General features: G+C 71.6%; 14 protein-coding genes. 6 read left to right on the top strand and 8 right to left on the bottom strand.

The window, feature by feature from the left end; genetic code table 11:
- Positions 1–177 precede the first annotated feature (177 nt).
- Both AC1DE0_RS08585 and AC1DE0_RS08580 read right to left on the bottom strand, forming a co-directional pair.
- Complete coding sequence (locus AC1DE0_RS08585) at positions 178–1,026, bottom strand: ABC transporter permease (protein WP_478099291.1); 849 nt, start codon at positions 1,024–1,026, stop codon at positions 178–180.
- A complete protein-coding gene (locus AC1DE0_RS08580) occupies positions 1,023–1,922 on the bottom strand; it encodes an ABC transporter ATP-binding protein (protein WP_478099289.1) in 900 nt (299 codons plus the stop codon). Before AC1DE0_RS08580 ends, AC1DE0_RS08585 begins: the two co-directional genes overlap by 4 nt.
- 186 nt (positions 1,923–2,108) lie before the next feature.
- Between AC1DE0_RS08580 and AC1DE0_RS08575 the strand changes: the two genes are divergently transcribed.
- The 4 genes from AC1DE0_RS08575 to AC1DE0_RS08560 all read left to right on the top strand — a co-directional run bounded on the left by AC1DE0_RS08575 (position 2,109) and on the right by AC1DE0_RS08560 (position 6,634).
- A complete protein-coding gene (locus AC1DE0_RS08575; RefSeq protein ID WP_478099287.1) occupies positions 2,109–3,356 on the top strand; it encodes a sensor histidine kinase in 1,248 nt (415 codons plus the stop codon).
- Positions 3,353–4,087: a response regulator gene (locus tag AC1DE0_RS08570; protein WP_478099283.1), complete on the top strand. Its 735-nt coding sequence runs from the start codon at positions 3,353–3,355 to the stop codon at positions 4,085–4,087. The genes AC1DE0_RS08575 and AC1DE0_RS08570 overlap by 4 nt, the downstream gene beginning before the upstream one ends.
- A gap of 256 nt (positions 4,088–4,343) precedes the next feature.
- Entirely contained in the window at positions 4,344–6,002 is a 1,659-nt protein-coding gene (locus AC1DE0_RS08565) for an ABC-F family ATP-binding cassette domain-containing protein (protein ID WP_478099279.1), read from the top strand.
- A 35-nt stretch (positions 6,003–6,037) separates the two neighbouring features.
- Positions 6,038–6,634 (top strand): hypothetical protein, encoded by a 597-nt coding sequence (locus tag AC1DE0_RS08560; protein ID WP_478099277.1) that lies wholly within the window; start codon positions 6,038–6,040, stop codon positions 6,632–6,634.
- Here AC1DE0_RS08560 and AC1DE0_RS08555 read toward each other — a convergent pair.
- Positions 6,624–6,872, bottom strand: a complete 249-nt coding sequence (locus AC1DE0_RS08555) for a GlsB/YeaQ/YmgE family stress response membrane protein (RefSeq protein ID WP_478099275.1) — start codon at positions 6,870–6,872, stop codon at positions 6,624–6,626. The genes AC1DE0_RS08560 and AC1DE0_RS08555 overlap by 11 nt on opposite strands.
- A gap of 106 nt (positions 6,873–6,978) precedes the next feature.
- On the opposite strand from AC1DE0_RS08555, the gene zwf reads away from it, so the two are divergent.
- Entirely contained in the window at positions 6,979–8,412 is a 1,434-nt protein-coding gene (gene zwf, locus AC1DE0_RS08550; protein WP_478099272.1) for a glucose-6-phosphate dehydrogenase, read from the top strand.
- 3 nt (positions 8,413–8,415) lie between these two features.
- Here zwf and AC1DE0_RS08545 read toward each other — a convergent pair whose 3' ends face one another.
- Genes AC1DE0_RS08545 through AC1DE0_RS08535 form a run of 3 tightly spaced genes read right to left on the bottom strand, consistent with a single transcriptional unit; the run spans position 8,416 to position 10,849 of the window.
- Positions 8,416–9,735 (bottom strand): RNA polymerase sigma factor, encoded by a 1,320-nt coding sequence (locus AC1DE0_RS08545; RefSeq protein WP_478099268.1) that lies wholly within the window; start codon positions 9,733–9,735, stop codon positions 8,416–8,418.
- On the bottom strand, positions 9,732–10,103 hold the full coding sequence (locus AC1DE0_RS08540; protein ID WP_478099266.1) for a YciI family protein: 372 nt from the start codon (positions 10,101–10,103) through the stop codon (positions 9,732–9,734). The genes AC1DE0_RS08545 and AC1DE0_RS08540 overlap by 4 nt, the downstream gene beginning before the upstream one ends.
- 29 nt (positions 10,104–10,132) lie before the next feature.
- Positions 10,133–10,849 (bottom strand): DUF998 domain-containing protein, encoded by a 717-nt coding sequence (locus tag AC1DE0_RS08535; protein WP_478099264.1) that lies wholly within the window; start codon positions 10,847–10,849, stop codon positions 10,133–10,135.
- Between the two features lie 525 nt (positions 10,850–11,374).
- On the opposite strand from AC1DE0_RS08535, the gene AC1DE0_RS08530 reads away from it, so the two are divergent.
- Complete coding sequence (locus AC1DE0_RS08530) at positions 11,375–11,734, top strand: hypothetical protein (protein WP_478099261.1); 360 nt, start codon at positions 11,375–11,377, stop codon at positions 11,732–11,734.
- 23 nt (positions 11,735–11,757) lie between these two features.
- Here AC1DE0_RS08530 and AC1DE0_RS08525 read toward each other — a convergent pair whose 3' ends face one another.
- Both AC1DE0_RS08525 and AC1DE0_RS08520 read right to left on the bottom strand, forming a co-directional pair.
- Positions 11,758–12,813 carry a Gfo/Idh/MocA family protein gene (locus AC1DE0_RS08525; protein ID WP_478099259.1) on the bottom strand — a complete coding sequence of 352 codons (1,056 nt, stop codon included), beginning with the start codon at positions 12,811–12,813 and terminating at the stop codon, positions 11,758–11,760.
- Positions 12,810–13,358: a DinB family protein gene (locus tag AC1DE0_RS08520; protein WP_478099257.1), complete on the bottom strand. Its 549-nt coding sequence runs from the start codon at positions 13,356–13,358 to the stop codon at positions 12,810–12,812. The genes AC1DE0_RS08525 and AC1DE0_RS08520 overlap by 4 nt, the downstream gene beginning before the upstream one ends.
- Positions 13,359–13,413: the final 55 nt, after the last annotated feature.

Here is a 13,413-nt window from a genome sequence, read left to right as displayed (position 1 = left end):
TACGACGAACCAATGATTTCGTGATCATGGACATCCCTGTTCGGTCATCCCCTGACCCAGCCACGGTAGGGCCGCCGGAACGACCCGGCCAAGACCTCACACGCAAGTGGGCGGACTTGTCCTGTTTAGGGATTCGTCCGCCCACCTGCGGGGGTTGGTGCCGTTATCCGACCTCGGTCACTTCACCTCGGCACAGGTCAGGCGCCAGATGCCGAAGGCGAGCGGCAGCACGACCCAGAGGCTCACCGAGGTTCCGAGCTGCGCCCACTGCTCGCCGGTGAGCGACCCGGTGAAGAGCGGCTGCATCGTGTGCTGCATGTCGAGCCACTCGGCGGCCGACCGGAGCCACGAGACCATCGAGCCGAGGATCGACCAGGCGGTCGGCAGGATGAAGTAGACGACGATCGCGGCAGGGGTGTTCTTGAAGAGCATGCCGAAGCCGACGCCCTGGGCGATGCCGAGCAGCACGAAGCCGCCAGCGCCGAGCAGCACGAGGCCGTCGATGCCCCAGTCCGCCGTGATGCCGCGGAAGGTGATGGCCGCCTGGTGGGCGATGCCGGCGAGGGCCAGCGCCAGCGCGAAGGCCGCGACACCGACCGTGAGCGCGGAGAGCAGCTTGGCCCAGGCGACCCGCATACGACGCGGCTCGAGACCGAACGTCACGAGTCCCGTGCGCTGGCTCCACTCCGACGTGACGGCGAGGATGCCGACGACCGGGAGGATGATCGCCATCGGCATCGTCGTCGCCTGGAGGTAGTCCCCGAACGAGTGCTGGCCGCCCTCGTTGAAGAACATGATCGTCAGGGCGATGGCGATGATGGCCGCAATGCCGATGAGCAGCCAGCGGCCGGCGCGGGTGTCGAGCATCTTGCGCAGCTCGACGTGCATCAGCCGGGTGAACGGCACCCCGTTTGTCGGGCGCGGGCCGGGGATGCGCGACGGCACCTTGGCCGTGACGGGCAGGTTGGACTCGGCGTTCGGGGACTGGGCCACCTTGGCCGGGGCGGGGGACGTCGTGGTGGTCATGCCGCCACCTCCTCTCGGGCAGCGTCGGCCGTGAGGTCGAGGAACATCTCCTCGAGACCCCGGCTGCCGCCGCTGCGCAGCTCGGTCAGGACGATCTGGTGGGCCGCGGCGACGCGGCCGACGGCGATCGGCTCGGCCTCGACCTGGAGGCCACCGGTCGGGGTGCGGTGCGCGACGACGGACTGGGCGGCGAGGGCAGCGAGGAGCGCGTCGTCGTCGGTCGAGCGGGTGTAGGTGCCGGCCTCGGCAAGCAGCTCGTCCTTCGTGCCCTGGGCGACGATCTTGCCGTGACCGATGACGATGATCTCGTCGGCGACGCGCTCGATCTCGTTGAGCAGGTGCGAGCTGAGGAGCACGGTGCCGCCCTCGTTGGCGTAGCCGCGGAGCAGGTCCCGCATCCACCGGATGCCGGCGGGGTCGAGGCCGTTGGCCGGCTCGTCGAGGATGAGCACCTCGGGGTCGCCGAGGAGCGCGTGAGCGATGCCGAGGCGCTGGCGCATGCCGAGGGAGTAGTTGCGGACGCGGCGGTTCGCCTCCTTCTCGGTGAGGCCGACGAGCTCCACCATCTCGTCGACGCGGTGCTTGCCGACGCCCATGAGGATCGCTCCGAGCGTGAGGACCTCGCGACCCGTGCGGCCGGCGTGCTGCGCGGAGGCGTCGAGGAGGAGGCCGACGTGACGGCCGGGGTTCGGGAGGGCGGCATACGGCTTGCCGAGCACTGTGGCCCGGCCCGCGCTGGCGGGGGTCAGGCCTGACATGACACGCATCGCGGTCGTCTTGCCGGCACCGTTCGGCCCGAGGAAGCCGGTGACGAGCCCGGGCTTCACCTCGAACGAGACGTCGTCGACGGCCGTGAAGGGGCCGTAGCGCTTGGTGAGTCGTTCCACTGTGATCATGGGCCCTACCCTCTCCGACAGCGCGCGGCCCGCACATCCGTCACAAGCCTGATTTCGACCCCTACCAAGGTCGTACGCGACCCTGACCTGAGTCAGGGTCCACGCTCAGGGTCGGGCCCCGATGGACGCGTGGAAGAAGACCTTGGTCGTATGCCGTCCGGTGCGCCGGGTGCCTACGCTGGGCAGGTGCCCCAGCCCCGCGTCGCCCGGACCCTCCGAGGACACGTGTGGGGCGAGAGCTGGCGCCTCGTCGTCGCCCTCGCGTTCGGCCTGCTCGTCTGGGCGATGGTCCAGGTCGAGCTCGACTCGGCCCACGTGACCACGCGTTTCGGCAAGGACTGGCTGCTCGTCGACCTCGGGCTCGGTCTCGTCGCGACGGCTCTGCTGCACTGGCGCCGGCGGTTGCCGCTGCCCGTGGCGGCGCTGACGTCCATCCTCAGTGCCGGCTCCACGGTGGCGATCGGACCGGCAGCCCTCGCCCTGGTGTCGCTCTCGACCCGCCGTCGCTGGCGGGAGATCGCGGTCGTCTCGGTGCCGTACCTCCTCGCCGGCTTCGGGCACGAGTGGATCTTTCGCGCCCAGCTGCCGTCCGAGACGCTGACCTCGGTCATCATCGGCGCCCTGTCGCTGGCCGCGCTCGTCGCGATCGGGTGGGCCATCGGCGAGCGCCGTGCCTTCGTCGCGTCGCTGCAGGAGCGTGCCCTCACCGCCGAGCGCGAGCAGGCGATGCGGGTCGTCCAGGCCCAGGTCGCCGAACGGGCCCGCATCGCGCGCGAGATGCACGACGTCCTCGCCCACCGGATCTCGTTGGTGGCCATGCATTCAGGGGCACTGGCCTACCGCACCGACCTGCGGCCCGAGCAGGTCGCCGAGACCGCCGAGGTGGTGCGCGACAGCGCCAACCGGGCGCTGACCGAGCTGCGTGCGGTGCTCGGTGTCCTGCGTGACGTGCCCGGTGCCGGTGGCGTCTCCGACGGCATGCCCGAACCACCACAGCCCACCCTCGACGACCTCGATTCCCTTGTGGCAGAGGCCACCTCGGGCGGCACCGTTGTGCGGCTCGACCCGTCCGGAGACCTCTCGTCAGTGCCCGAGCAGGTCTCGCGCAACGCGTACCGGATCGTCCAGGAGGGCCTGACGAACGCGCGCAAGCACGCGCCCGGCACTCCGGTCCGGGTGGTCGTGTCGACGTCGCCCGCGGCCGGGCTCGACGACGAGGAGGTACGCGTCAGCGTGCGCAACCACGTGCCACCCGTGGACGTGGGGCGCGGCACCGACGAGGCGGACGGCATACGGCCGCGGCGGACGGAAGGGGCAGGGCTGGGACTGCTGGGGCTCACGGAGCGCGCCGTCCTGGCCGGGGGCGAGCTGACCTACGGGCCCGACCGGGCAGGCGACTTCGTCGTGACCGCCCGGCTACCGTGGTCGCGATGAACGGGGACTCGCGGGACGCCGATGGGGCGCAGCGCCGCACCCGGGTCGTGCTCGTCGACGACGACGCGCTCGTGCGAGCGGGGCTCCGGATGATCCTCGGCGGCGCGACCGACCTCGAGGTCGTCGCCGAGGCGGGCGACGGGATCGCGGGCGAGGCCGTCGTCGAGCAGCACCGGCCCGACGTCGTGCTCATGGACATCCGGATGCCGCGGCGCGACGGTCTCGAGACGACCCGGGCGCTGCTGTCGGACGCGGCTCGTGCGGTGCGCGCGGCCCGCGGCGAGGACCTCAAGGTGATCGTGCTGACGACGTTCGACGCCGACGACATGGTGGTGCAGGCGCTGCGCGACGGCGCCTCCGGCTTCCTGCTCAAGGACACCGAGGCGCGTCGCCTCGTCGAGGCCGTGCGGCAGGTCGCGGCCGGCGAGCCGATCCTCTCCCCCAGCGCGACGGCCACCCTCATCGCCCACGTCGCCGGCCCGAACGGTGGGGCGGCACGCGCGGAGGACACCCGCCGCGCGACCGCCGAGGCGCGACTCGCGGAGCTCACCGAGCGCGAGCGCGAGGTGGCGCTCGCCATCGGCCGCGGCCTCAGCAACGCCGACATCTCGCGGGAGCTGTACCTCTCGGTCCCGACCGTCAAGGCCCACGTGTCACGGGTGCTCGACAAGGTGGGCGCCGACAACCGTGTCCAGATCGCCATCGTCGTCCACGACGCCGGCCTGACCTGACGCTCGCACGTCGATAAGTGGGCACTCGACCTGCTGGGGCGTCGGAAAGTGGGCACTCGACCAGTGGGCGGCCTGACCCTCTTCATCGAGTGCTCAGTTCCCGACGCCGGAAAAGGGGTGGACGGGTGATGGGCTGCGTGTTTATCGTCTGCTCCGTGTGGATCTCCTGATGCCTCGTGCCCGCCCGCGCCCTGACCTGTCGCCCAGAAGCTGACGTCACGCCGCGGGGCCCTGCCGACCATCAAGGACCTCGCCCATGTCTTCCACCCTCACCATCTCCGGCCTCGACGTCGCCTTCGGCGCGCGCACCCTCTTCTCGGGCCTCGACCTGACGCTCGCCGACGGTGACGTCACGGCCGTCGTCGGACCCAACGGCTCCGGCAAGTCGACGCTGATGCGCACGATCGTCGGCGACGTCGCCGTCGACGGCGGTTCGATCCGGCTCGCCCCGCGCGACGCGACCGTCGCCTGGCTGCCGCAGGTCGTGCCGAACCCGGACGAGACGCTGCTCGCCTACGCCCGCCGCCGCACCGGGGTCACGGCCGCCGACACCGAGCTCGAGGTCGCCTCGGCCGCGGTCGCCGACGGGCTGCCCGGCAGCGACGACCGCTATGCCGCTGCCCTCGAGCGCTGGCTCGCGCTCGGTGCCGCGGACCTCGACGACCGGCTGGCCGAGGTCGCGGCCCGGGTCGGTCTCGACGTCGCTGCAGACCGACCGCTCGGCACCCTCTCGGGGGGCCAGGCGGCCCGGGCCTGCCTCGTTGCGGTGCTGCTCAGTCGCTACGACGTGCTGCTGCTCGACGAGCCGACCAACGACCTCGATGCACGCGGCCTCGCGATGATGGCCGAGTTCGTGCACTCGCACACTGGACCCGTGCTCATCGCGAGCCATGACCGCACGTTCCTCGACGAGGTCGCGACGAGCGTCATCGAGCTCGACGCCAAGCAGCAGCGCATCGCCCACTACACCGGCGGATGGAGCGCGTACGTCGAGCAGCGCGAGCTCGCCCGCACGCACGCCTGGGACGCGTATGCCGGGTATGCCGCCGAGCGCGACGGCCTGCTCGCGCAGTCCCGGCAGCGGGCCGACTGGGCGGTCAAGGGCCGCACCGGCTTCAAGGCCACGAAGGAGGGCGACAAGCACATCCGCGAGAAGCACCGCGCCCGCGCCGACCGCCAGGCCGCGAAGGGCGCCCGCCTCGAGCGGGCCGCCGACCGGCTCACCGTCGTCGAGCAGCCGCGCAAGGAGTGGCAGCTGCGCTACACGATCACCGAGGGGCGACCCTCGTCCGACGTCGTCGCGACGCTCTCGGATGCCGTCGTCGAACGGCACGGCTTCCGGCTCGGCCCGGTGAACCTCGGCGTCGGCCGTGGGGACCGGGTCGCCCTCGTCGGCGAGAACGGCAGCGGCAAGACGACGCTGCTCGCCGCGCTGATCGGTGACCTGCCGCTCACGTCGGGCCGCCAGACGCTGGGCACGCGCGTGTCGGTCGGCGTCATCGACCAGAGGCGGGTGCTGCTCGACGACGACGCCACCGTGCTGGACCTCGTCCGCCGGGAGCTGGGGCCGCACGAGAAGTCGGGCAGCGAGTGGCCGCTGGGCGAGGTGCGCACGCTGCTCGCCAAGTTCGGCCTCGGCCCCGAGCACGTCGCGCGACCGGCCCGCAGCTTGTCGATGGGTGAGCGCACCCGTGCCCTCATGGCGCTCTTCCAGGGCCGTGAGGTCAACGTGCTGGTGCTCGACGAGCCGACGAACCACCTCGACGTCGACGCCATCGAGCAGCTCGAGGCCGCCGTGGCGGCCTTCGGGGGGACCGTGCTCGTGGTCAGCCACGACGAGACCCTGCTCGCCGGCATACGCCTGACGCACCGCTGGGAGGTCAGCCAGGGTCGCGTGCGGGTCGAGGCCCTCTGACGCCGGGAAAGGCGCCGTGCGGCAGAATCGCGCCGGTGAGCGCACCCAGGGGAGCCCAGGCCCGTCGTCTCGTGGAGACCTTCCGGCGCGAGGGGCGCGTGGAGGTCAGGTTCAGCCAGTTGATGGTCGGTGTGTATGCCGTGCTCGGCCTGGTGCTGCTCGCATGCGGCCTCGTGCTGTTCGGGATCGGCATCGGCATCGTCTCCCCGGGCACCGGCACTGCCGAGAAGGGTGACATCGTCATCGGCATCGTCATGGCGCTCATCGGCCTGTTCCTCCTCGGCCTCGGCATCGGGCAGGCCCGCCCCTTCGAACCGCCGGTCGTCGCAGACGCCGAGGGCGTGCACGTGCAGGGCAAGTGCGTCCCGTGGCCCCTCATCACCGGCTTCGGCACCCACCGCCACTCGGGCCCCGGCCCGAACAGCCACCTGATCGCGTCCGTGCTCGTCGACCAGGACACCGCCGACGCCTGGGTGGACGCGCGCAAGAGCGGCGAAGGGCGCCGGTCGCGGCTCTACGCCCTCGGCTCCGTCGGGGCGGATGGGATCGCGCTGCCGTTCAACCTCGCGGTGAACGCGGACCAGCTCAGCGAGGCGCTCGAGTCCATCCGCGCCGACGCCGTCAGCGGGTGACGCTTCGGGTGCGGCTCCAGCGCCACGCCGCGGTGACGATCACGACCCCGACGATGGAGCCGATGATGCCGCTGGGGCGCAGCGCGATGCCGTCACCCGCGAGGAGGCTCGCGAGCAGGCCACCGACGAACGAGCCGACCACGCCCGCGACGATCGCCATCGTCCAGTCGATGCTCTTGCCCTCACGACCCAGGATGAGCTGGGCGGCAGCGCCGACGAGCATGCCGAAGAGGATCATGCCGATGATGAGCAGGCTCCGAACCTAGGACCGCAAGCGCGAACCGGACAGGTGTTCAGCGAGATCGCACCTCCCGCTGGCGCCGGATCTGGGCCACTCTGGACCCATGCCAGCCACCACGGTCGTCCTGTTCGGCGCCACCGGAGACCTCGCGAAGCGCAAGCTGCTCCCGGGCATGCTGCACCTCCACGAGTCACAGCTGCTCGAGGGGCTTCGCGTCGTCGCCACGTCGCTCGACGAGCTGAGCCGCGACGAGTTCCTCGACCTCGTCTTCGCCTCGATCCGCGAGCACTCGAGCCACGACGTCACCGACGACGACCTCCGCGAGTTCGCCGACCGCATCCACTGGGTGCCGGGTTCTGCTGGGCCGCAGGGTATTCGGGCTGCCGTTGAGGAGTCGGAGACGATTCTCGGCCCGGACTCCTGGCGACTGCACTACCTCTCGGTGCCGCCCAAGGCCGCCCTCGCTGTCGTGCACCAGCTCGAGGAGGCCAAGCTCGTCGAACGCAGCCGCATCATCATGGAGAAGCCCTTCGGCACCGACCTCGAGAGCGCGAAGAAGCTCAACGCCGAGCTGCACCAGGTCTTCAACGAGGAGCAGATCTTCCGCATCGACCACTTCCTCGGCAAGGAAGCGGCCCAGAACATCCTCGCCTTCCGCTTCGCCAACGGTCTCTTCGAGCCGATCTGGCACCGCAACCACATCGATCACATCCAGATCGATGTCCCCGAGACCCTCGGCCTCGCCCAGCGGGCCGACTTCTACGAGAGCACCGGCGCCTACCGCGACATGGTGGTCACGCACCTCTTCCAGGTGCTCGCGTTCACGGCGATGGAACCACCGACCGCGCTCGAACCGCACGCGATCAGCGAGGAGAAGAACAAGGTCTTCAGGTCGATGTCGCCCATCGAGCCGCACGACGTCGTGCGCGGCCAGTACGTCGGCTACCGCGACGAGCCGGGGGTGAAGGCCGACAGCCAGACGGAGACCTTCGTCGCGCTCAAGTGCTTCGTCGACAACTGGCGGTGGGCCGGCGTTCCGTTCTACCTGCGCACCGGCAAGCGGCTGGCCGAGGGTGCCCGCATCATCTCGATCGCCTTCAAGGAGCCGCCCCGCTCGATGTTCCCGGCCGCCTCGGGCGTCGGCGACAACGGCCCCGACCACCTGACCTTCGACCTCGCCGACAAGGCGCGCATGTCGCTCTCCTTCTACGGCAAGCGGCCCGGGCCGGGCATGAAGCTGGACAAGCTGTCGATGCAGTTCTCCATGCAGGAGACCGACTGGGCCGGTTCGGTGCTGGAGGCCTACGAGCGCCTCATCTACGACGCGGCCCGTGGCGACCGCACCCTCTTCACGTCAGCCGAGGGCATCGAGCGACTCTGGGAGATCAGCCAACCGCTCCTCGACAACCCGCCGATCGTGCGGCCGTACGACCCCGGCACCTGGGGTCCGAACCAGATCCACCAGCTCGTCGCCCCGTTCACGTGGCGACTGCCGTTCGAACGCCGCTGGCGCGACCCGAACGTCACGGGCGCCTAGCCGTCAGTCGACCTCGCGGGCCCGACGGGCGCGTTCGGTGAAGAGCGCCCGCTCGGCGTCGCTTCTGGTCAGCTCGGCGGCACGCTCGAAAGCCTCCGCCGACGCCTTATGCCGTCCGGCGCGCCCGAGCAGGTCGCCGCGGACGCCGTGGAGGTGGGGATAGCCGGCGAGCCGGCCCGACGCCGCGACGCGGTCGACGACGGCCAGCCCGGCCTCGGGCCCGACCGAGTAGCCCACGGCCACAGCGCGGTTCACCTCCACGACGGGTGACGGCCAGATGGTGGCGAGCACGCCGTAGAGGTCGGCGACACGGGCCCAGTCGGTGTCCTCGACCCGCGGGGCGCGGGCATGGCAGGCCGCGATCGCAGCCTGGACGGCATACGGCCCGAGCGGTCGGCCTAGCGACTCGGCGCGCGTGAGGGACTCGAGTCCGCGACGCACGAGGAGCCGGTCCCAGCGACGCCGGTCCTGGTCGGGCAGCAGCACCGGGCGGCCGGCGGCATCGACGCGGGCCGGCAGCCGCGAGGCGTGCAGCTCCATGAGCGCGATCAGTCCGTGCACCTCCGGCTCGTCGGGCACCAGCCCGGCGAGCAGGCGCCCCAGCCGCATCGCCTCCTGGCAGAGGGCGGGCCGCACCCAGTCCTCCCCGGACGTGGCGGCATACCCCTCGTTGAAGACGAGGTAGACGACCTCGAGAACGGAGCCGAGACGATCGGAAAGCTCTTCGGGTGTCGGCAGCTCGAAGCGGACTCCCTTGTCGCCCAACGTCTTCTTGGCGCGCGCGATGCGCTGGGCCATCGTGCTCTCGGGAACGAGGAAGGCCCGTGCGATCTCGTCGGTGGACAGGCCGCCGAGGCAGCGCAGGGTCAGGGCCACTCGCGACTCGAGCGACAGCACGGGGTGACAGGCAGTGAGCACGAGACGCAGCAGGTCGTCGCCGACGTGGTCGTCCAGGGCATCGATCGCCGCCTCGGAGTCGACGCCGGGCTCGGGACCCAGGTCGCGCGCCAGGGCAGCCACCTTCCGGTCGAAGGTGGCTGCGCGGCGGTGGGCGTCGATGCCGCGGCGCTTGGCCGTCGTCATGAGCCACCCGCCGGGGTTCGGCGGGACGCCGGTGACGGGCCACTGCTCGAGGGCGGCCACGAGGGCTTCCTGCGCGAGGTCCTCGGCGAGGCCGACGTCTCCCGTGAGCCGAGCCAGGCCGGCGACGAGGCGACCGGCCTCGATGTGCCAGACCGCCTCGACGGCGGCGTTCGCCCGAGGTGGTCGCGGCACCGGCTCGGGGGCCGCGACCCCCTCGCTCGTGTCGACGGGGTCGGTCACTGCGGCGGGCCGAAGTCCTCGGGACCCATGACCTTGACGACATCGCACTCGCCCTCCCAGCCCGGCCAGAGGTCGGCGTGCAGCCGCATGAAGCGGGAGGTCCACTCGACCGCTTCCTCCTTCGAGCGCACGTCGTAGACCGCGTACGAGATGAACTCCTTCGCCTCGGCGAAGGGACCGTCCATGACCGACAGTTCCCCGCCCGCGACGGTGACGCGGGCACCGGAGGCGCTCGGCGACAAGCCGGCGTTGTCGAGCATCGAGCCCGACGCGGCGGCCTCGGCGCCGAGGTCCATGATCGCGGCCATGAGGCCCTCGGGCGGTGGTCCCGCCGGCTGGCTGCCCTTGAGGATGGTGATGTAGCGCATCGGAGTCTCCTTGTGCGTGGTCGGTGATGTCAGTGGTCGAGGGACCGGTAGAGGTGGGCTGCGGTGACGGCGATCCACGCGAACACGAGCACCACTGCGGCGGTGAAGAGCAGGTTGGCTGCGACGCTACCCGCGCCGGAGGCCACGCAGAGGAACCCGGCGAGGAAGACCAGACCCGTGGTTCGCGAGAAGACAGCCAGGCGACGGGCCCCCTCGCTCGAGAACCGTCGCGCGAGGACGAAGCACGAGGCCGCGATCGCGACGAAGCCGATGCCGGCCGCGGCGAAGTGCGCGATGCCGTGCCCGGTCACCGCGCCGGGGCCCTCCGGCGTGCCCACCGGGAAGCCGAGCGCAGGGTCGGCCCGGAAGACGCCGGCCGCGACGAGGGCCACAGCGAAGACAGCGGTGAGGACCGGAGCCCAGCGGGCCGCACGCCCGCCTGCCAGCGCTCGCCGGACGCCCACGGCATACGCGACGAGCATCACGCCGGTGAGCACGAAGTTGCCGACCTGGACCCAGCCGAGGTCGCCGTTCTCGAGCAGGCTCCACTGGTGGCGGGCCAGGTCGAAGCCGTCGCGGGTCAGCGCCTGGGCGACCGAGACGACGACGTAGAAGGGGCCCGCGACGACTCCCCAGCCGAGCAGCGAGCGGGTCACGTGGAACGGTGTCCAGCCGTCTGAGCAGTCAGGCGTCGTCGAGGCGCTCGTGGTCGTCGTCGAGCGCGGGTGGTCGGTCGAGGTGCTCATGGGGTGTCTCCCGGGGTGGTGGCGCCGACCTGCTGTCGTGCGCTCTCACCCCCTCCACGAACGGCGGAGGACCCGATCGACATGCGTCGCGAAGAACTTCTCAGCCACCCGCGCGGGTGAACCCCTTGTAGCGCGAACCGCGCCGGACCACCGGCCGGGCAACCGCGGGACATCCCGCGGTAAAGGCCGTGGTTTTGTCCATTGCGTGGTCGCCGACCGCGTCGGGACCATTGAGCGGTGCGCATTCAATGGAGTGGGGTCGTAGTGACGGCAGGTCTCGCCGCGGGGGCACTGGTGGCGTGCAGTGGGTCGACCGTGGCGCCGGGCACCCCGGTCGCCGCCTCGTCCACGGCCTCCTCCACGGCCGGATCACCCTCGGCGGCAACAGCATCCACCTCGGCCGCAGGGCCGACGACGCTCGCCGGTCCGACGTCGGCCGGCGGGCCGCCCACGCTCGGGGGCCCGACGACCGGCGGTGGATCATCAGCTGGCGGGGTCTCCACCGACCGCACTTCGCTCGTCTACGTGCCCGCCCAGGGCATCCGGGTCGGTGGCGCGGTCATGGCCCTCGACCAGTCGGAGTACGAGCCCGGCGACCACAAGCTGAGCCTGAAGCTGCGCCTGGCCTCTCTGTCCCGCTCGGACGTCAACCTGGGCGCGGCCGGCGTGCACATCGGCGTCACGCACACGAACACGACGACCGAGGCGGACCTGAGATCGGTCGTGGCAACGGTCCAGGGCTCACGACCGACCCTCGTCTTCACGGACCTGCCGGCCGACTTCACGCTCAAGGGCTCGACGCTCATCGTGCGCGACAAGAGCTTCGAGATCGTGATGCAGCTCGACAGCCGGCTCGCGAACACCACGGCCCGTCTGGCGAAGTGAGCGCCAGGTGATGGCGCGGAAGGTCACTCGCCGGGGTAGACGACCCCGGTCTGGCGGCGCACCTCGTCCATCGTCTCCATGACGCGCAGCGTCGCCGCGTGCGGCATCAGTGCGGACTCACGCTCGCCCGCGGTCAGGCAGCGCGCGAACTCGGCTGCCTCGTAGGAGAACCCGCGCACGTCGTCGGGCAGACCACCATCGCGCTCGTCGACGACGTCGCCGGCGCGGCTGACGAGCCGGATCGACGACCCCGGCGTGTAGAAGGTGCTCGACAGCTCGAGGCGCGCCTCGGTGCCGGCGACGACGGCCGAGCACGGGGTCGCCGCGGCCATCGTGCAGGTCAGCACGCCGTGAGCACCGCCGGCCCCCGTGACGGTGATCGTCGAGGACGCATCGACGCCGAGGTCGGTGAGCGTGCCGACGGCCGACACCGACGCGACCGCGCCGAGCACGACGTCGGCGAACGAGACGGGGTAGACGCCGAGGTCGAGCAGGGCACCACCGGCGAGCTCGGGCTGCGAGAGGCGGGCCGGCCCGTCGGGGTAGAGGTGCTGGCCGTGGTCCGCGAAGACCGCCACGAGGTCGCCGATGAGCCCGGCCTCGACGACGTGCCGCACGACGTCGTAGTGCGGCAGGAAGCGGCTCCACATCGCCTCCATGACGAGCAGGCCGCGGGCCTCGGCCGCCGCGAGCACCTCGCGCGCCTCGGCGGCGCTCCGGGTGAAGGCCTTCTCGACGAGAACGGGCTTGCCGGCCTCGATGGCGAGCAGGGCGTGGTCGCGGTGCTCGGAGTGCGGTGACGCCACGTAGACGGCGTCGACCTCGGGGTCTGCGACGAGGTCCTCGTAGCTGCCATGGGCCCGGGCGATGCCGAACTCGTCGGCGAAGTCCTGCGCCCGCTCCTTGCTGCGCGACCCGACCGCGACGACCGACGACTCGGTGCCGACAGCGACGGCATCGGCGAAGGCGTGCGCGATGCCGCCGGGTCCGAGCACGCCCCAGCGGATCGCCGGGGCGTCGTGCGGGTCGGGGGTGCGCGCCTCGGGCAGCTGGAGGGTCACGTCGATGGGGAGAGTCATGCAGTCACGTCCCAGAGGTGGTGTCGGATGTCGTGCAGGAAGTAGAGCGTGAGGGTGCGCGCCGTGAACTGCGAGCCGTTGCTGCGCAGCGCCGGCCACTCCCACTGCGTGTCCGACGGGCGGGCGTATGCCGTCGCCGCGGCATCGAACGCCGCCGTGACCTCGCGCCGGACGACCTCGGGGTCGGAGCGCCAGTACTGCCGGTCGAGCGCGGTCGTGTCCTGGTCCCAGTTGGCGAAGGTGACGAGCTCACCCCCGCCGTCGAGGATCTGCTCGAGACGGCCCCGCATGACGTCGCAGACGTCGCGCACGTGGCAGCAGTACTCGAGCGGCGACCACACCCCGTCGGCCGGGCGGGCACGCACGTCGTCGCGGCCCAGCGCGGCGGCATACCTCTGCCCTGCGTCACGAAGGAGGGACGGCGCGTCGGCGACGTCGAGGGCCGCCGGGGCGAAGCCACAGTCAGCGCAGGGACGGGTCAGCACCCACGTCCAGTCCGCGTCGTCCGGGGTCGACGGCCCGGGATCGGTGAGGGGCTCGCTCATGCGCCCAGCCTAGGGCCGGCGGCCGGCGGCGATTCGAGGAGCGCCCGACCAGCGG

The sequence above is a fragment of the Terrabacter sp. 05T424 genome (assembly GCF_056396225.1).
This window is presented reverse-complemented; position numbering and strand designations above follow the sequence as displayed.